Here is a 20,400-nt window from a genome sequence, read left to right as displayed (position 1 = left end):
TTACTTTGTATGAGGTGATCTTATATCATGTAAAATAATTTAAATATTTCATGATAAATGATCCATCCAGCTAATAAATATAAACCCATAATAAATTAAATTTTCATGTAGGTGGTTTACCACCAGCCTTGCAAAAGATCATATCTCTTGCAGTAAATGGACTAAATGCTTTTGCCGGTTATTGGCATGGTGTATTGATGTAATTTTTGATTTGAAAACAAACCTGAATATGAATATTAAGCCTACTAAAACATGCAGCCCTCCGTAATAATGAAACTGTAGCTCTCGCAATAAATTAATTGCCAGTTACTTAATATTTATTAGTACAAAATAACATTTATAGTTATTTTATTTTGATAAATTAATAGTTTACATTTATAACAAACCAATTAAACACTAAATCTAAATTTATGCAGCTAAAAAATTTACTTAAAGTAAGCTGTCTTGCCATTTTTTGCTTTTTTGCTGTGCCTGCATTGGCACAAAATAAGGTAATAACCGGCAAGGTTACAGACTCTCATGATGGTTCGCCGATGCCTGGCGTATCCATCGTAGCCAAAGGCTCAACCATTGGCACCAATACAGGCCCCGATGGTAGTTTTAAACTCTCCATGCCGGCCTCAAATAATACGCTTGTTGTATCATTTATTGGCTATGTTAAGCAGGAAGTTGACATTACCGGTAAAACAAGCATAAATATTGCTTTGGTAGGCAGTGCAACCGCCTTAAGCGAAGTGCAGATTGTGAGCGTGGGTTACGGATCTTCGCGTAAAAAGGATTTAACGGGTGCCGTTTCCAATGTTAGCGCCAAAGATTTTAACCAGGGAGCTATCATCAACCCACTTCAACAAGTTCAGGGTAAAGTAGCAGGTTTGGTAATTACCCAGGGTGGTGGCGACCCCAATCAGAATGCGACCGTTCGTTTACGCGGGCAAACATCACTTACCGGAAGCCAGTCGCCATTATTTGTGGTTGATGGAATCCAATTAGATGATCCGACTCAATTTCAGAATATTCCTCCGGGTGATATTGCGTCATATGATGTGCTAAAAGATGCTTCCGCAACCGCTATATACGGTGCAAGGGGTGCCAACGGTGTCATCATCGTTAATACCAAAAGAGGCAGCGCCGGCAAAACCCAGGTTGATTATAATGGTTACGGAAGTTTGTCAAAACAAAGCAAATATTATGATTTATTAACCTCAAGTGAATTTCGTGCTTTACCTAACTTTCAGCAAAGTTTAGAGGCTGGCGGTAATACCGATTGGCAAAAAGCCGTAACACGTACAGCTTATACCCATAGCAATAACCTGGCTATATCAGGTGGCGCCAGTGGCTTCACTTATCGTGCGTCACTTAATTTCCAGAATCAGGAAGGTGTAGTAATCAACAGCGGTAAAAAACAATTGGGTATCCGTTTTTTTGCTGAGCAAAAGGCGCTTAATGATAAGTTGGATATTCAGTTTGGCATATCAAACGTAAACACTACACGTAAATTAACCGATTATAACAGTATAAGCTATGTGTTTAACGCGCCGCCAACTTTTCCTGTGTATAATACTAACGGGTCATATTACACTTTCACAGGATTTAACCTGGCTAATCCGGTTGAACACCTTAACCAGATATTAAATACCAATAATGAGTACCTAACGCTCATTAATGCCAATATCAATTACACATTGGCCCCCGGCCTGAAAGTTGGCGTATTTGGAACAACTTCACGTAACAACGTACAAACCCATTATTTTGTGCCTGTATTCCCGGATGAGGGCAATGTTAACACCGCCACTGATAATAACTATAACACCAATTCCTATAAAGGCGATGTGCACATCAATTATGACAGGAGCTTTGGTAAACACACCATATCTGCAGCCTTAGTGGGTGAGTATAATGATTATTTGTACAGTACTTTTAATGCGGGCGGACAACAATTTCTGGTGCCTGCAAATTTGGATAATAATCTGGGTGGTGGTAACCCATCCTTTAACGTTATTGGCTCCAACAAAAGCGAATACAAGATCAGATCGAACCTGGCCCGTGTAAACTATAACTACGATGGTATATACTACGTAACTGCATCTATTCGTCGTGATGAGTCAAACAAGTTCGGATCAAACCACCAGGTTGGTTATTTCCCATCTTTTGATTTAGCTTACCGCTTTAAAAGGGACTTGTTAGGTGATGTGGATTGGATCAATGATCTGAAGTTAAGAGCCGGCTATGGCGTGGTAGGTAACTCCGAAGCTATTGGTCCGTATTCAACACTGGGATTAGTTAATTCACAAACTCCGGGCGGTACCCCAACCCGTTTCTATGACCCGGTAACTAAAAGTTACCTTTCGGCTTATTCGCCAATTCAAAATCCTAACCCCGACTTACGCTGGGAAGAAAGACATGGCCGTAATATAGGTTTGGATTTCTCTTTATTCAATGATCGTTTATCGGGTGACATTAACTATTACAACGATAAGACCAAAAACCTGCTGTATAATTACTCGGTGCCAACGCCTCCGTTTGTTTATAATAGTATTTTGGCTAACGTAGGTTCATTGACCAACAAAGGGATCGAAATTGCGCTAACCGGCAAAATACTTACAGGTGAGGGATTAAACTGGACCGCTAATGGTAATATCGCCTTTAGTAAAACACGTATTACAAGCCTGTCGGGTACTTACAATGGTAATGTGCTGACAACCGATGAAATACCGGTTGGTTACGCCAAGGGCCGCGGCTTAAGTGCGGATCCTATCACTTACCTCAGACCCGGTTATGCGCCTAACTTATTTTATCTGCCACATTATACCGGAAATGATGCCAATGGAAACCAGACCTTTGATGGCCAGACTTTGGCGCAAAACGGCTCTCCAAAAAAATATTATATCGATCCAAGTCCTAAGTTTAATTATGGGTTAAGTAACAGCTTTAATTATAAAAACTGGAGCCTGAATTTCTTTATCAGAGGCATTTACGGGCAGAAATTATTCAACAACAGCTTGCTGAATGTGGAAACGGTTACGCGCCTCCCAAGTAATAATACCACCAAAGAAGCTTTAACCAATGGAACCAAAGATGGTCCGGTATCATCTGACAGATGGCTGCAAGGCGCTTCGTTCCTCCGTTTGGATAATGCATCATTAGGTTACGACTTTAAAAATGTGAAAGGATTTAGTACCCTGAGAGTATACGTGGCTGCCAACAACCTGTTTGTAATTACAAAATATAAGGGTCTTGATCCTGAGGTTACCGTTGCAGAAAACGACCAGGCTTATATAGATGCCAACTACGGCGGGTATGGTTATTATCCAAAAACACGCACGTTTACTTTGGGAACAAATATTTCATTCAAATAGGTAAAACTGTTTGTAATTAAAATTATAAAGAGATGAAAAGAAATAGATTTTTAATTTTCACAATGTCCATGGTTGCCCTGGGCAGTATGATCGTGTCTTGTAAAAAGCTCGAAAAAAATATATATAACGACGTACCGACGGAAAACTTTTACCAAACGCCTGCTCAAATAGCTGCTGGTGTTGCCCCGGCTTACGCGGCATTGGTGCCTTTACAAACTGAAGCAGTTTTTCAATCAAATGAGGCAACCACAGACGAAATGATCGTGCCGACACGCGGTGGCGACTGGTTTGACGGAGGTAAATGGCAGGCGCTATGGAAACATGCCTTTACACCGGATATCGGAACGTTTAATGATGGTTGGAACAACCTGAGTACAGGTATTACCAAGGCAAACTTTATATTGAATATATTAAATAACCTGCCTACAAAGCCATCCAACATAGCTTCTATTAATGCCGAAGTAAAGGTTTTACGGGATTACTATATATTCTATCTGATGGATATGTATGGAAATATACCCTTGGTAACCGATTTCAATACAGACCCGAGCAAGGTGGTAACTGTACAGCGTAAGGATGTATATGCTTTTCTGGAAACCGATTTGAAAGCTAATGTGCCATTATTATCGGTAAAAGCGGCCAGTAACTATGGCCACATGACCCGTTACGCAGGCTATATGTTATTAGCTAAATTATACCTTAATGCGCAGGTTTATACCGGCACCCCTCAGTGGGCAAATGCTTCTATCATGGCAGACTCTGTTATTAAGTCGGGCTTATATAGTTTGCAGCCTAATTTCTTGGACAACTTTGCGGTTTCTAATGATGGGTCCGTTGAGAATATATTTGTGATCCCATTTGATAAAACATATATTACCGGTAACCAGATCGAAGCTTATACGCTTAACTACAACAGCCAGTTTACATTTGATCTGTTGGGCCAGCCTTACAATGGGTTTTGCTCACCGCGGGCATTTTACCTGTCATTCACAAACGCCGACGTTCGCAAGAAAATGTTTCTTGTAGGGCAGCAGTTTAGCTCTGCAGGTGCACCACTAACGGATAAGGGCACTGGTCTGAAAGTATCGTTCAGCCCATATGTTAATGAACTCTCAAACCCAGCCGATAGCTTCAAATTTGCTGGTGTGCGTAGCGTTAAGTACGCACCAGAACCGGGTTCGTTCCCAAACTCAAGTAATGATGGTGTTAGGTTTCGTTTAGCTGATGCTTATTTAATGAAAGCCGAGGCAGATCTGCATCAGGGTAACACTGCCACAGCTTTGCCATTGATTAATGCGATAAGACAAAGAGCGGGTGTGCCGATTTGGACTCCTGCCGATCTGACTTATGATAATTTATTGGCAGAACGTGGACGCGAAATGGCCTGGGAAGGCTGGAGGAGAAATGACCTGATCCGCTTTGAAGTAGCAACCGGTACCAAATACTGGAGTGGGGCTCGTCTTCCTGGTAAAACACAGGATGCTGATACCCATACCTACATCTTCCCAATCCCGAATTTACAGATCATCGCTAATTCTAAACTAACCCAAAATCCGGGTTATTGATTACTATATTTGATATACCAATAAAAACAATGGAACAGCCTAAAACTGTTCCATTGTTTTTACTAAAATGCTGAACAAAACCAGGCATATGGCAGTAATAAAGGTTTTCAGCTTACGCATAACATGAAAACAACGGTAATTGCACTCGTATTACTTATCATCATAGGTTTTATCCCGTTTAGGCAACATGCCAGCATCGACATCGGGGCCAATTATTTCGATGTTTGTCAACAGTTTATATCAGCCAATAACTGGAAACGCTGGCAGCCCGATATCCGTAATGAATATAACCTTACTAAACAAGATAAATCAGTAGCAGATAGCTCAGGGTTTTTGATCAATACACCGGAACAAACGTTTAAAGTTGAAATTATAAACGCCAATACTTTTAAGGTTATCAGAACATTAAACCACATTGATCATGAATATTTTTACACGGTAATTCCGGGGAGTAAGAATAATACTACCACGGTAATGGTTGATGTTAAAAACAATGTTGGTAAATGGTTTCTTTTAAAGTTGAGCTCATCGGGAAGTATTTTGAATATACCCGAAGAATTGAAAAGCTTTATGGAAAATGCCCGATTATATTACGGGTTTAACATCCGTGAGAAAAATGTTGATGAAAGCTATCTGGCTGTAAAAAAAGAAACTATCCTGGCTAAAAACAAATATCCCGATATGGCAAAAGCAGTAAAAGAACTGCATAGCTTTATAACACAAAACAATATACAAGCTTTACCGGGGCTATTTTCAGTTGGCTACCCGCGAAAAACAGATTCATTACAACTATTGGTAGGAATCACTGTAGATAAAAAATTAAATTCAACCGGTGATATTACCTTGATGCATATGCCAGGCGGAAAAGTGCTGGTTGGCAATTACAAGGGCAAATACAGCGAAAGACAACAACTGTATAACGCCATGGAAAAATACCTGCGTGATCATATCTTGCAAAAACAGGTTGCGCCATTTGAAAAATATTTAGATAATAAAACGCCCACAGGCGACGATGATATAGTTAACATGCAGCTTAATTATCCGGTACTTTAACAGCGCTCAAACAATGCGGTACAGATCATTTTATTTTTTAGGCTTATTGTTTTTATGCCTGATAGCATGTAAACAGAAACCAACCATTCCGCCGCTTTTTGAGCAGTTATCATCCACGCAAACTAATATCCATTTTGTAAACCGCATAAGCGATAACGAACGACCGGGTATTCTGGATTACCTGTATTATTATAATGGCGGTGGTGTTGCTGTTGGTGATATCAATAACGATGGGCTACCCGACCTGTTTTTTACATCCAATCAAAAAGGTGGTAATAAACTATATCTCAATAAAGGTAATTTCAAGTTTGAAGATATTACCCAAAAGGCAGGTATCACGGGTTCTGCCGATTGGAGCACCGGCGTTACCATGGCCGACGTGAATAACGATGGTTACCTGGATATTTATGTATGCGCAGTGGCCGGGAAGCTGGGTTTAAAGGGGCATAACCTGCTCTACATCAATAACCATAACGGCACATTTACCGAACGGTCGGCCGAGTATGGGCTTGATTTTTCGGGTTTCTCTACACAGGCTGTATTTTTTGATTATAACCACGACGGCAAATTGGATTGTTACCTGCTTAACCAGTCGGACCACTCCGTAGCGGTTTATGGGGATACGGCATCACGCAAAATCGAAAATAAACTGGCGGGAAGTAAATTATTTATGAACGCCGGCGGTCATTTTACAGATGTAACCAAAAAAGCGGGTATTTACAGCAGTGCGTTGGGTTATGGTTTAGGGGTAGCTATTGGCGACCTGAACAACGACGGTTGGGAGGATATTTACGTGGGTAATGATTTTCATGAGAATGATTATTACTACATCAATAACCATAACGGAACTTTCACCGAATCGGGAGCCAATCATTTTAATCATTATAGCCGCTTCAGCATGGGTAATGATATGGCCGATTTTAACAATGACGGTCAGCTGGATATTATCACCGCCGATATGCTTCCCTCCGAAGAAACCGTGTTGAAAAGTTATGGAGGCGATGAGTCTTATGATCAGTATAAATTCAAGATCACCCGCAATGGTTTTCAGGATCAATATTCGCGCAACGCCCTGCAAAAAAATATGGGCAATGGCGAGGCTTTTAGCGACGTGGCTCTGATGGATGGCGTTTATGCTACCGACTGGAGTTGGAGCCCATTATTGGCCGATTTTGATAACGATGGTATTAAAGATCTGTTTATTGCTAACGGCATCAAACGCCGCGCACTGGATATGGATTACGTAACCTATGTTTCCAACGATCAGGTACAGGGAATGCTGAACAGCGGCCGGGGTTTTGATAGCACGGTGTTGGATAAAATGCCAATAGGTGCCGTACACAGCTATTTATTTAAAGGAAACGCCAATGAAAAGTTTACCGATAAAAGTATCGACTGGGGAATGGGAAACCCCGGCTTAGCCAATGGTGCTGTATACGCCGACCTGGACAACGATGGCCGGCTCGACCTTGTGACCAATAACGTGAACCACGAAGCCGGGATCTATAAAAATAATTCGCCCCAAACATCCTATCTCAGTCTCAAATTTACGGGCAGGTTTGATAATGATTTTGGTATAGGTGTAAAAGCTTATGTTTTTTGCGGCGGGCAAATGCAATATGAACAATTGATGCTTACCCGTGGCTTCGAGTCGGCGGTGGAACCAAGGCTGCATTTTGGTTTAGGTAACAGCAAGAGTGTGGATAGTGTGCTGATCGTTTGGCCCAATCAGGCAATGCAGTTATTCAAAAATGTAAAAGCTAATCAGCAATTAACAATCGATCAGCGTAACGTGACAGGTCAGTTTGATTATAAACAATTCTTCCCGTCGCCAAAACCATTGCTTCAGGAAATTACCAATACCATTCATACCAACTGGAAGCACCGGGAAGATGATTTTGTGGATTTTAACCCGCAGCCACTCATTCCGCACATGCTTTCGGCCGAAGGACCGCGGATAGCTGTTGCCGATGTAAACCACGACGGCCTGGATGATTTTTATGTATGCAGCGCCCGTAACCAGCCCGGCGCTTTGTTTATTCAAACAGCAGGCGGCGATTTTAAATCTTCGGTGCAACCGGCTTTTGTAACAGATTCGGCAAGTGAGGATGTGGATGCCGTTTTTCTGGATGCCAATCATGATGGCTTCCCCGATCTGTATGTAGCCAGCGGCGGCAACGAACTGCAGACCGGAGTACCGGAACTGGCCGACAGGCTGTATATGAATGACGGCAAAGGCCATTTTACGCGCTCTGCAAACATTCCATCTATCAACGTAAATAAAGCAGCTGTAGCCGTTGCGGACCTGAACCATGATGGTTACCCTGATATTTTTGTGGGCGGCGCGCCGGATAGTTTTGGTTTCGGTAAGATTCCAGAGTCGTACCTGTTCATGAATGATGGGCATGGGGTATATCATCAGGTAAAAGTTCCCGATGAATTGAAATATGCCGGAATGCTGCGCTCTGCCGCCTTTGCCGATCTGGATAACGATGGCTGGCCCGACCTGGTAGTGGCTGGCGAATGGATGCCCATAAAAATATACCTCAACAAAAAAGGTAAACTGGTGCAGCAGCATCAAACCGAAATGGATCAGCTATCGGGCTGGTGGCAAAAAGTGGTATTAACCGATGTGGATGGCGATGGTAAAATAGATATACTGGCCGGTAACTATGGCTGCAATTCCAAGCTAAAACCAACACTTGATAATCCATTAAAACTCTACCTCTCGGATCTGGATAAGAACGGCACTATTGATCCAATAATCGCTTATGGGATCGATCAAAAATATTATACATTTTTAGGCAAAGGGGATATTGAAAAGCAGGTACCGCTCATTAAAAAGAAGTTTTTATACTTTCATGATTTTGCTGGTAAAACGGTTGAACAGCTTTTTGGCGATTCATTAAATGACAGTAAGCCATTAAAAGCTGCATCTTTCCAGTCGGGCATTTTTTATAACAAAGGGCAGGGGCATTTTGAATTTAAAACTTTCCCATCGTCGGCACAAGTAGCGCCGCTTTTTAGTCTCGCTGCATTTACAGCAGGAAACAATAAAGGTGTATTGGCCGGCGGTAATTTTAGCGGCGTATTACCCTATGAGGGCAAGTACGATGCCGATTATGGCGATGTGATGCTGCTGAATAATAAGAAGGAATTCATCAATAACTCTGTCGTATCCTCCGGATTTTTACTCCTTGGTGAGGTGCGGGATATTAAAACGATAAAAACGGCAAGGGGCGTCATATACGTAGTCGCGATTAATAACAAGCCGCTCCGGTTTTTTAAATGGAATAATTGATATGAATAAAGCGACTCACCCGGTCTACGCTTCGCTGGACCACCCTCTCTGCGGCTTTGCCGCAAAGAGGGTAAAGAAAAAAAGAATTAAAAATCCCCTCTATGCGCGAAGCCTAGAGAGGGGTGACGAGCGAAGCGATGTTGGGGTGAGTCGATACTGCATGCAGTTCTTACTGTAGTCTCTTGAAGGATTATTACTCTCTCAGAGTCGATCAGTAAAACTCGGTTTAATTAATTGATATGAACAGAATATATATATTACTGCTGGTAGGCTTTTGTTGTTTAGGTGTGGTGGCAAAAGCCCAGGATGCCTGGAAAATAAAAGCCGATAAGATAGACCCCACCAACTATTATGGTATTACGGTGGCTAATGGCATGATTGGTATAGTATCATCGCCCGAGCCATTTAAGGTGAAAAATGTGGTACTTGCGGGGGCGTATGACTTGTACGGTCGTGGAAGGGTAAGTAATTTCCTGAACAGCTTTAACCTGTTGAACAGTTACCTGGAAATAAATGGTAAACGCATTGATGTTAAAAACATCAGCAATTTTAAACAGGAACTGGATATGCAGCACGCGGCTTTCACTACCACTTTTGATTATGGCGATGTTGCTTCTGTTAAATACACCTATTACTCCCTAAGGCAACTTCCGTTTACCGTATTAATGGATATCAGCATTACGGCTAAAAAGGCTATCAATATCACTGCTGCCAGCGTGATGGAAGCGCCAGATGCCTTGAAGGATGTGCAAAACTATTATAACGAGATAGACAGGCCGCATGTAACCATCAGTCTGCTCACATCAACCGCTAAAAGTCCGACAGGTAAATTACAGCTTTGCGCCTCTAATACATTTTTGTTTAATGAGCAGCATGGCCAGGAACCAAGGGTGATCCACGAGATGTGGGATAACAATATGCACCTGATGAAGTTTAGCAAGAGTATTGCCGCAGGGCAAACCTATCAGTACGCCCTGACTGGTTCTTCCATCACATCAGCACATGATGCCGACCCCTTGAACCAGGCCGAGCGACTCACCATGTTTGCCAAGCTGGAAGGCCGGGATCGCCTGATCAAATATCATGAGCAAGCCTGGGACGAGCTCTGGAAAAGTGACATCAAAATTGAAGGCGACGCGCAGGCACAGCAGGATGTGCATAGCATGTTGTATCATTTGTATTCGTTTTCGCGTGCTGGTACGGCTTACTCACCATCGCCTATGGGACTGTCTGGCTTAGGCTATAATGGTCACGTTTTTTGGGATGCCGATCTGTGGATGTATCCGGCATTGCTGGTAATGCACCCGGATATTGCCAAGTCACTGGTCGAGTATCGTTTTCAGCGATTATCAGCCGCAAAACAAAATGCCTTTTCGCATGGTTACAAGGGCGCGATGTTCCCCTGGGAAAGTGCCGACAGCGGCGTAGAGGAAACCCCCGTTTGGGCACTAAGCGGCCCGTTTGAACATCATATTACCGCCGATGTAGCCCTGGCTGCCTGGAATTACTATTGTGTTACCCAGGATAAACAATGGCTGCAGGAAAAAGGATGGCCGATCCTGTCGGCAACAGCCGACTTCTGGGCGAGCCGCGTAGAGCGTAACGGCGAGGGGCACTATGATATTAAAGATGTAGTAGCCGCCGATGAATGGGCCGAAAATGTGGATAACAACGCTTACACCAATGCTGCTGCCAGGGCCAATCTGCAGGCAGCAACAACCGCAGCCAAAATACTGGGCATCACTGCCGATCCGGATTGGCAGCAGGTAGAACAAAATATTCCGATCCTGCAATTCCCGGATGGTGTTACCAAAGAGTTTGCCAGCTACAAGGGCGAAGGCATTAAGCAGGCCGATGTAAACCTGCTGGCCTATCCGCTGAAAACTATAACCGACCCGGCGCAGATCAAAAAAGACCTGGAGTATTACGAAACCCGTGTGCCAAACGAAGGTACACCCGCCATGACACAAGGTATATTTACTTTACTGTATGCACGTTTGGGCAACGGAGATAAGGCTTATCATTTTTTTAAAGATGCTTATGAGCCCAACCTGCTACCACCGTTCCGGGTTATTGCCGAAACAAAGGGCGGTACCAATCCGTATTTCGCGACCGGGGCCGGAGGTATTATTCAAAGTTTACTGATGGGTTTTGGCGGCCTGGATATTACACCCGAAGGTATTGTGCAGATCAAAAGTAAACTACCCAAAAACTGGAAATCGTTAACCATAACCGGTGTGGGTATCGATAAAAAAACGTATGTTGTAAAGTGATAGATGGAACCAAGTTGATGCTCATAAAGGAGAAAATCACTAATTCACTAAATCATTAATTCAATAATTAACGAATGAAACCATTATTGATTTTTATAGCCGCTACGCTGTTACTCACCTCCTGCAAAAGATCAGATTACAAGGCCGTTTTACATGATCCGGCATTGTTTAGTCGAACGGTGCATGAGCTCAACCGGGTGGTGATGGGTAATAACTTTACGCCGGTGGTAGCCTCACGTAATTATGCCTATGCTACCGTGGCTGCTTATGAGGTGGTTGCAGCTGGTAACCCTAAACAATACCGTTCACTGGCCGGACAACTGAACGGCCTGCAAACCGTAGCTAAACCACCGGTAAGCCAAACTATTGATTTTGAGTACGCCGCCCTGCTGGCCTTTTGCAAAGTAGGCGAGGCCGTTACTTTTCCTGAAGGGAGTTTAAAATATTATACCGATAGCCTGCACAATATGGCGGTACTGCATGGGATGCCACCAGAGGTAGTAAACAATTCCGAGGCTTTCGCAAAAGCGGTGGCAGGCTCTGTTATGGCCTGGAGCAAAAAGGATAATTACCTGAAAACCCGCAGCGCCCCTAAATTTGCCATCAACAATATACCCGGCCGGTGGACACCTACGCCTCCTTTGTACGGTGAAGCCGTTGAACCGCACTGGAGCGAGATCCGTACCATGGTAATGCACAATGCCAAAGAATACAGCGTACCCCCGCCTCCACCGTTTAACGTGACCGACAAAAACAGCAAATACTATCAGGAGGTTATGTACATCAAACATGCGGGCGACAGTCTGACTCACGACCAGGTGCACATGGCTGATTTTTGGGACGATAATCCCGGTAAGCTCAATGTAAGCGGACACCTGATGTTTGTGACCAAGAAATTTTCGCCGCCGGGGCATTGGCTCAGTATTGTAGGTATCGGTGCTAAACAGGTCAAGGCCGATTTTAATACCACCGTGTATGCTTATGCCAAAACCGCCATCGCGCTGTTTGATGCTTTTATAGAATCATGGACAGCCAAATACATCTACGCTACGGCTCGCCCCGAAACGGTGATCAACAAATACATCGATCATGAATGGCGGCCACACTTGCAAACACCGCCTTTCCCCGAATATACCTGCGGACATTGTACCATATCTGCTGCCGCTGCCGAAGCGCTGACCAGTGCGCTGGGCGATAACGTGGCTTATACCGATACCTCCGAACTGGAATTTGGTATCAAAAGCCGCTCTTACAAATCATTCCGTGATGCAGCGAATGAAAACGTTTGGGCCCGGTTTTATGGCGGTATCCATTTTCATAATTCCTGTATCGTATCTAATCAATATGGTAAAGTAGTTGGCGATTCAGTAGCGATAAAGCTGATAATGAAGAAAGAATCAAGAGATTAGAGTCAAGAATTAAGACAAATAATTCAAACCAAGAACTTTATGATTAGGTTTTTTGTTTGTTATCTTGACTTCTGATTATCACGCAGTCGCTCGGCTCCAGCCGCAAATGTTAAGAAGATTAAAATTATATAAAAGATGTCATTTCGATAGAGCAGAGGCGGAGGAAGCGTTGGGGCGAAAGAGAAATCTTCTGCATCAAACAAGCTACAATAGCACGTTGCAGAAGATTTCTCCTCGTTCGAAATGACATTTTCAATATTTGCAGGGAGAGCCGAGCGACCGCATAAATGATTATAAATAATATCATCTATGAAACTAAGTTCTATTATTCCTTTGTTTATCGCTGCTGCCTTAACGGTTACCGGTTGCCAAAGCAATCAAAAGAAAGTCGCGGTTAAGGTTGATACAACCAATAACTGGGCTATTTTACCTTTCACCAAATTGGATAGTGTTAACCCGGTTTTAGGTCCGGGCAGGGGTAACTTTATCGATCCGATATTAAAAACGAAAGTTTTGTGGGAATCGAAAGATGTGTTTAATCCGGCCATCGTGAATCGTGGCGGCAAGATCTGGATGCTTTACCGGGCGCAGGACAGCACCGGCAAACCAGCGGGTACATCGCGTATAGGCCTGGCAGTGAGTACCGACGCCACACATTTTGTGCGCAAGCCAACACCGGTATTATATCCTGATAAAGACGATTACCAAAAACTGGAATGGCAGGGTGGCTGCGAAGATCCGCGGGTGGTAGAAGATGGGCGCGGCACTTATTACATGACCTATACTGCTTTTGACGGCACCACAGCCCGCCTGCTCATAGCTACCTCAACAGATCTCATCAACTGGAAAAAACATGGCAGCGTGTTTGCCAAAGCCGATAGCGGTAAGTATGCCGGTAAATGGAGTAAATCGGGTTCTATCGTATCTACTTATAAAAAAAGCGGCAAGGTGATCGCCACCAAAATTAATGGCAAGTACTGGATGTATTGGGGCGATACCCAGATCTGGGCGGCTACTTCAACAGATCTGATCAACTGGACGCCGGTAAAAATGCAGGCCGGCGAAAAGCCTCCCGTAAAATTACGATCGCAGGCCCTTAACATGCCCGAACTAAAAATAACCCTGCCCACGCGCGAAGGCAAGTTCGACAGTGATTTGGTGGAATCCGGTCCTCCGGCTATTCTGACGGATAGGGGTATTGTATTGATCTACAACAGCCGGAACGTGCCATCCTTCGGTGATAAAACACTGGCCGAAGGTACTTATGCAGCTTCGCAGGCTTTGTTTGATAAGAACGATCCTACTAAACTCATCAAACGCCTGGATCATTATTTTATGAAACCCGAAAAGCCATATGAACGCTCGGGTCAGGTAAACCAAGTTTGTTTTGTAGAGGGTTTGGCTATATTCGACAATCATTGGTACCTGTATTATGGCACCGCCGATTCAAAAATAGCCGTGGCCACAAGTGCCGTTAAATAATTATTGAGTTAGTGATTTATTGAATTATTGAGTTTTTTCTGAATTAATCTTGTGCTCGTTTATAACTACAAGTGTTGGGAAGACATAACCCGTTGTCATTTCGAGGAACGAGGAGAAATCTTGTACAATTTGCAATTAAAGCTTTGTGTCGTGTATAAGATTTTTCACTTCGTTCAAGAAATAATTTCTCTTTCGCACAACGCTCATGCCTTCCCTGTTCTATCGAAATGACATCAAGGAAAGTAACTGGCCTTCCAGCGGCCAAGAGCGGATCTGCGACACGCATATTGAAGAAGATCCTTCGTTCTTCAGGATGACAACCTAAAAAGCGGCCTACTCACCATGCTTCGACTGGCTCCGGCACAACATCTGTTAAAACCTAATTCGCCTTCTTCAGCACATCCTGTATATCCCTGATAGCCCAATGGTCGGTATAGATGCCGTCTTTTAAATAAATAATATCCATAGTAGGTATCACCACTTGTTTGTCACTGCCTTTTATTCCCATAAATTCACCGATATGTGTGCCATGCAATAGTTTGTGGGTAAATACCTTATTGCCTTCGGCTACCATGTTTTTGATCTCTATGCGGAGATCCGGAAATGCCTTTCTAACTACTTGTTCTATAAAATCAAAAGTGGCCTGGAAACCATTGTCTGTACCGGCAGGAGCAGTATGATTAATAAAATCCCGGCTTACAATTTCCTGGTAAGTAGTAAAATCGCCTTGTTCTAAAACCTCCTGGTTAAAGCGGGTTACTACAGCTTTATTTAATTCCTGTTCTGTCATGTTTTTATCTTTATGTAGCGGCAAAATTATCCTGCAAGGTTTAAAGGATATGGTACAAAACCATGCATTAACGGTAAATTTCAACGATGGATCTGCGGTATTCCGTAGGGGTTGAATTTTCCAGACGCTTAAAGAAACGGTTAAAGTAGGCATCATCCTCAAAGCCCAACTCAAAGGCAATTTCTTTTACAGAGTGCCCAGTATGAAAAAGCAAACGTTTGGCTTCGACCACCAGTCGCTCATGGATATGCCGAATGGGCGTTTTGCCGCTTTGGGCTTTCACAATGGCGGTTAAATGCCCTGTTGAAATATGCAGCAATTGGGCATAAGCAGCTACTTCATGCAACTGCAGGTAATGCTCCGCTATCAAGGTGGTAAAACGGTGAAGTAATTGTCTGTCGGAATTTTGTTCTGAGACGATAAACTGCTGCTCATAAAGCCGACTAAGATAAATGAGCAGGTTATGGAGGTAAGCTTGTAAAGCGGCATTCTTCCAGCTTTGGTGCTGATGTTGTTCATCCAGCATAAGACCTATTATACGGCGTATAAAATCACGGTCGGCAGGTTGTAGTTTCAGCTCATGACCGTTTTGCGGATTGGTGATGATAGGCAAATCCCTGAATACCCGGTTATTTTCCAGCTCAATAAATTCGCGGGTAAAGCAAATGTTTACACCCATAAAGGGTTTGGCCTGCTCCTTAATATGAACCTGCTGAGGTGTAGAAAAATAGAAACAATTGGGATTAAGCTGATACAAGGCAGAATCGACCCAATGCCGTCCATCACCTTCATCAACCAGGCCCAATTGGTAATAATCGCGCCGGTGCGGCACCAGGAACATCGCCCTGTGCTTATTGAACTGACCTTTGGCTTCAATCAGCTCCAACATGCCATTACCCGCCGGAAACATTTCCTGAAAGGAGTATTGCGGTATAATATGATCTTTTGCGGATAGTGTCATAATGCTTGAAATGGAACAGCAAACTTACTTTTTATGCAATTCATATACTGTACCTGCATCCTCAACAAATAGTTGCTTTCCGTCCTGGTCAAAATAAAAGAAGAAGCCAAAAGGAGCGTTCCAAAACTCCTGCTCAGAGATAGCATCCAGTTTAAACGGTTGTCCTTTAAGCGATAGTACTAATTGCCCATCATCAAGTGTATTGGTTACTTCCAAGCCCGAATTGCCACTATAAGTGCCCGTATAGGTTTTCAACAGTTTTATATTTAAGTGCCTGATCTTAAAATCCGGGATCGTGTCTGGAAGATTAAAACAGCTTTTAAATACATGGTCCAGGATATTACTCTTGGGATAAACCTCGCCGCTGGTGCAATAGGTTATAGCCAGTTTGTTCTCCGGGTAATATTGCATAGATGATCCGAAGCCTTCCGTTTTTCCGTTATGCCCAAAACCCTGATGCTGTTTGTCCCCGTAAGGAAACATACCCATGCCGTAGCCATCCACTATGGTCTTCATGCGGTCAACACTTTGCTGGCCAATGAGCTTATAGGCAAAAAGGGCATTGATAAATTTACACAGATCTGCCGGGGTGGAAATGATGGCTCCGGCTCCGCCAAAATTATCCAGGTACACCGCCTTATCGGGTTTCCATTCGTTATTAAAATATTTATAAGAAATGGCTTCGCCCGGTTGGAAACCCGGCTTTACCCCATAATAGGTCTGGTTAAGCGATAGCTTTCTGATGATCCTTTCGGTGATTATATCTTTATAAGGCTTTTGATAGATCTTCTCCATAATATAGCCCAGGAGCAGGTAATTGGAATTGTTATAGTCGGCTTTGGCGCCCGGTTCAAAATCGGGCTTTTGATTTTTAATGAAGGCCAGCAATTCATCATGCGTTTTAGGTTGCTCTTTCCAATTGTCAAAGCCGGTATTATTGGTAAAATTGGCCAACCCGCTCCGATGGCCTAATAACTCGGCAATCGTGATTTTCTCTGCATTGGGTAACTCGGGATAATAAGCAGCGAGTTTAGTATCAAGGGTTAGCTTTTTCGCCTCAATTAATTGATAGATCATTACCGCAGTGAATACTTTCGTAATAGAGCCGATGCGGTATTCGGCTTGGTCGGTCTGATCTTTCCCAAAGGAACGTTGATACACCGATTTCCCGGCAGAAGTGATCATTATGCTACCAATAGCCAGGTGATGTGTATCCAGCGCATTAAAGAAACTGTCTAACTGGGCGCGGTTTACGGATTGACTGAAAGTTGTGAGACTAATAAACAGCAAGACCGATAAAGAAGCAAGTCGTTTCATGTGGGATATGTTACTGTATGATGCAATAGATCACACTAAAGGTACAATCCAAAATAGGTTTTTTCGGTATGATTAACAAGCCAGATGTTAAATGTCATATCAAATAATTTTCAGCCCATAATAAGGGTAAAAGCACTTTCTCGTGTTGTATATACAAAGGTTTAATTTTTTAATTTGTGTGTTGCAGGCAGCCCGGCCCCTAAAGGGTGGGCTGCCTGCTTTTTTCGTACAGTTAAATCCAATCCGAAGTGTAAGCTATTCAGCCCTTGTATTTTTGCATTAAATAATAATGCAATATGAATAGCCAGAAAATTATTTGTTTAAATTTTAATGAAATAAGACGCCGGAGTATCAAAGTATGGCTCGGCATACCCCAGGATAAATATGATTGGAGGCCCGATGCCGGAGCAATGAGCTGCATAGAAACTATCCGCCATGTCATCGAAAGCCAGTATATTTATCAGCAGATCGTTATTAACCGGGGAGATCCGGGAGCATTCATTACACCATGGCAGGATAAACCATATATGAGCATTGAGGAGGAAATTGCGTTTGCAGCGCCTCATCATGCAGCTTTTATAGAAGTGATCAGCGGGTTTTCGGAAAAACAATTGGAGGAGATAGAGATTGTAAGATCTAAAGCCAACCTGAGGCGTAAGCTGGGCAACTATTTACAAAGAATAGCCTATCACGAAGCTATACATACCGGGCAGTTGCTATCCTACCTGAGAACAATGAATATTGACCGTCCCCAAATTTGGGATTAACTAGTAAAAGATGAGTAACCTGAGTAGTTTTAAACAAGCGGCGGCTTTGTTTGGCGAACCGGCCCGCGCCGCCATGATATGGGAGCTGTTTGATGGCAAACCGGTATCTGCAGGCGATTTGGCCATTGCGGCAAACATTACGCCGCAGTCGGCCAGCAGCCATCTCAAAAAGCTGGTAGAGGCGGGGATATTGAAGGTGCAGAAGCAAGGAAAACATAAATACTTTGTATACGCTAATTCCGAGATTGCGGTAGCTGTTGAAACGCTTAGTAATGTTTTTTCGGCGTCCAAAGAACTTAACCATGCCCAACGGGAAGTACGTGCGGCACGCAGTTGTTACGATCACCTGGCCGGACTGGCGGGAGTACAGGTAACCGAAGCGCTGCTGAGGAAGGGATTGATCACCGATCACCCGGATCATCTCAAACAATTCAGCGTTACTCCGCAGGGCCTCAGCTGGTTTAAAGAGTTGGAGATAGACATCCCACAGCTAACCCTTGCCAAAAGACCGCTCGCTTTGAAATGCATCGACTGGACAGAGAAAACCCCGCACCTGGCGGGTGGTCTCGGTGCTGCCATGCTGCAATATTTCCTAAAAGAGGGCTGGTTCCGGAAAGTTTATCAAAAAAGAAGCCTCCTCATCACCTCCAAAGGAGAGTTTGAACTGAAGCAACGATTGAACATTGATTTAAAGGGGTAATAAGCTTAATTTCTTGATATGCTCCGCCGCATTGTTATTTTTAGGGTTGAGCTCCAATGAATGTTTGTAATTTTTAACGGCGAGTTCCCGTTCGTCCAAAGCTTCATATGCTTCGGCCAGGCTGTCGTAAGTATTGGCACTGTTTGGATACAAACTAACATTGAGTTTAAATACTTCTGCCGCTTCCCGCTGTTTGTTATCAGACATCAGTATATACCCCAGGCTGTTTAAATCGTCTTCGGGCAGTTGATAGGCAGGATTGTTCTTCTTTTCTTTTTCTACTATTTCAATAGCGTGACTGTAGCCACGTTTGGCCAGTTTGGCGCGCAAAGCTTTAATTGCTTTGGGCGATTTAAATCCATAATCGAGCCATTGGGCCTGCCACCAGGTTTGCTTGCCAAAAAATGTATTCAATATATCGGCGGTGATATTTAAGCCGTACGGATTATGGGTAAAATATACCAGGATCTCCTGCCGATCTGGAAAAGCGATAAAAAAACCTTTAAAGTTACCGTTGTCGCCCCAATGCCAGATTGATTTTCCCAGTTCATTTTGTTGTAAGCCTACACCAAGTCCCCAGTCAATATGCTGGTTTGCTTCGATGATGGGATGATCAAAGCGCGCTCCCGAACTTGATTTTTCAAACATCAGCTGGCGGGTAGCCGGTTTTAATCCCTGCCCGGCTAATAAAGCCTGTAAAAAGAGCGTATAATCATGGGCGGTGGTGAGCAGGCTATAAGCCGCGTTGGCATTTTTATGCCGGTTGATAGCTTCCGGGCTGTTGCCAAATGCAGATACAGTATCAAATTTACTTTCCCACACATAACTGCTGCTGGTCATTTTAAAAGGGGTAAACACTTCTCCCTGCGCCAGGTCGTTCAGTGATTTCCGCGTTAGTTTTTCAACCGCTTTTTGTAAAAACACATACCCTTCGCCAGAGTAGGAGAAACAACTATCGGGGGTAAATAATAGCCGGGCGCCTTTGTCGTCGCCCCAGTTGGGGAAACCTGTGGTATGCCTTAATACCATCCTCGCGGTTATTTTGGCGTACCGGGCATCTTTAGGATCAAATCGTTCATAGATGCCCGTATAATGTAACAGCGGCGTATCCAGGCTAATGATGCCTCTGTCGTACAAGCGCATTACCGTGTAGGCGAACACACATTTACTTAATGAGGCAGCCTCAAAAACGGTATTCGCGCCTACTTTTTTATCAGAACCTTTGCTTACTGTACCGATGTTATAGACCTGGGTCTTATTGCCCTTCACATAAACCAGTTGTAAGCCTTGAATGCCGTATTCAGCGGCGAAAGATCTTATTTTTTTCTCCTGTGAAAATGCATGGATGGAAGCCAGGAGTAAAATAACAGCACAGCTTATCTTTTTCATGTAATGAGGATTAGTACGGGAACTAATTAAAAGACGC

13 protein-coding genes are annotated in these 20,400 nt (G+C 43.5%); 9 read left to right on the top strand and 4 right to left on the bottom strand.

Going from position 1 to position 20,400, the window contains the following annotated elements:
* The first annotated feature begins 410 nt into the window (after positions 1 to 410).
* The 7 genes from ACNURT_RS00245 (at position 411) to ACNURT_RS00215 (ending at position 14,439) form a co-directional block, all read left to right on the top strand.
* A complete protein-coding gene (locus ACNURT_RS00245) occupies positions 411 to 3,356 on the top strand; it encodes a SusC/RagA family TonB-linked outer membrane protein (RefSeq protein ID WP_419700040.1) in 2,946 nt (981 codons plus the stop codon).
* Positions 3,357 to 3,388: 32 nt separating this feature from the next.
* Positions 3,389 to 4,921, top strand: coding sequence for a RagB/SusD family nutrient uptake outer membrane protein (locus ACNURT_RS00240; RefSeq protein ID WP_419700039.1), 1,533 nt, complete (start codon positions 3,389 to 3,391; stop codon positions 4,919 to 4,921).
* Positions 4,922 to 5,044: 123 nt separating this feature from the next.
* Positions 5,045 to 5,974: a GyrI-like domain-containing protein gene (locus ACNURT_RS00235; protein ID WP_419700038.1), complete on the top strand. Its 930-nt coding sequence runs from the start codon at positions 5,045 to 5,047 to the stop codon at positions 5,972 to 5,974.
* A 13-nt stretch (positions 5,975 to 5,987) separates the two neighbouring features.
* Positions 5,988 to 9,275, top strand: a complete 3,288-nt coding sequence (locus ACNURT_RS00230) for a VCBS repeat-containing protein (RefSeq protein ID WP_419700037.1) — start codon at positions 5,988 to 5,990, stop codon at positions 9,273 to 9,275.
* 239 nt (positions 9,276 to 9,514) lie between these two features.
* Positions 9,515 to 11,548 carry a glycosyl hydrolase family 95 catalytic domain-containing protein gene (locus tag ACNURT_RS00225; protein WP_419700036.1) on the top strand — a complete coding sequence of 678 codons (2,034 nt, stop codon included), beginning with the start codon at positions 9,515 to 9,517 and terminating at the stop codon, positions 11,546 to 11,548.
* 74 nt (positions 11,549 to 11,622) lie between these two features.
* A complete protein-coding gene (locus ACNURT_RS00220) occupies positions 11,623 to 12,957 on the top strand; it encodes a vanadium-dependent haloperoxidase (protein WP_419700035.1) in 1,335 nt (444 codons plus the stop codon).
* A 309-nt stretch (positions 12,958 to 13,266) separates the two neighbouring features.
* Positions 13,267 to 14,439 (top strand): glycoside hydrolase family 130 protein, encoded by a 1,173-nt coding sequence (locus ACNURT_RS00215; protein ID WP_419700034.1) that lies wholly within the window; start codon positions 13,267 to 13,269, stop codon positions 14,437 to 14,439.
* A gap of 379 nt (positions 14,440 to 14,818) precedes the next feature.
* Here ACNURT_RS00215 and ACNURT_RS00210 read toward each other — a convergent pair whose 3' ends face one another.
* From ACNURT_RS00210 to ACNURT_RS00200, 3 genes are all read right to left on the bottom strand, one after another.
* Positions 14,819 to 15,229, bottom strand: a complete 411-nt coding sequence (locus tag ACNURT_RS00210) for an ester cyclase (RefSeq protein WP_419700033.1) — start codon at positions 15,227 to 15,229, stop codon at positions 14,819 to 14,821.
* Positions 15,230 to 15,296: 67 nt separating this feature from the next.
* Positions 15,297 to 16,190 (bottom strand): helix-turn-helix domain-containing protein, encoded by an 894-nt coding sequence (locus ACNURT_RS00205; RefSeq protein ID WP_419700032.1) that lies wholly within the window; start codon positions 16,188 to 16,190, stop codon positions 15,297 to 15,299.
* Positions 16,191 to 16,214: 24 nt separating this feature from the next.
* Entirely contained in the window at positions 16,215 to 17,507 is a 1,293-nt protein-coding gene (locus ACNURT_RS00200) for a serine hydrolase domain-containing protein (protein WP_419700031.1), read from the bottom strand.
* Between the two features lie 296 nt (positions 17,508 to 17,803).
* On the opposite strand from ACNURT_RS00200, the gene ACNURT_RS00195 reads away from it, so the two are divergent.
* Both ACNURT_RS00195 and ACNURT_RS00190 read left to right on the top strand, forming a co-directional pair.
* Positions 17,804 to 18,274 carry a DinB family protein gene (locus tag ACNURT_RS00195; protein WP_419700030.1) on the top strand — a complete coding sequence of 157 codons (471 nt, stop codon included), beginning with the start codon at positions 17,804 to 17,806 and terminating at the stop codon, positions 18,272 to 18,274.
* Between the two features lie 10 nt (positions 18,275 to 18,284).
* Positions 18,285 to 18,974, top strand: coding sequence for an ArsR/SmtB family transcription factor (locus ACNURT_RS00190; RefSeq protein WP_419700029.1), 690 nt, complete (start codon positions 18,285 to 18,287; stop codon positions 18,972 to 18,974).
* Here ACNURT_RS00190 and ACNURT_RS00185 read toward each other — a convergent pair.
* A complete protein-coding gene (locus ACNURT_RS00185; RefSeq protein ID WP_419700028.1) occupies positions 18,963 to 20,363 on the bottom strand; it encodes a serine hydrolase in 1,401 nt (466 codons plus the stop codon). The genes ACNURT_RS00190 and ACNURT_RS00185 overlap by 12 nt on opposite strands.
* Positions 20,364 to 20,400: the final 37 nt, after the last annotated feature.

This window comes from Mucilaginibacter sp. NFX135 (genome assembly GCF_048565145.1).
Taxonomy (GTDB): Bacteria; Bacteroidota; Bacteroidia; order Sphingobacteriales; family Sphingobacteriaceae; genus Mucilaginibacter.
Note: the sequence above shows the minus strand (reverse complement) of the source record. Positions and strands in the feature narration are given on the sequence as shown.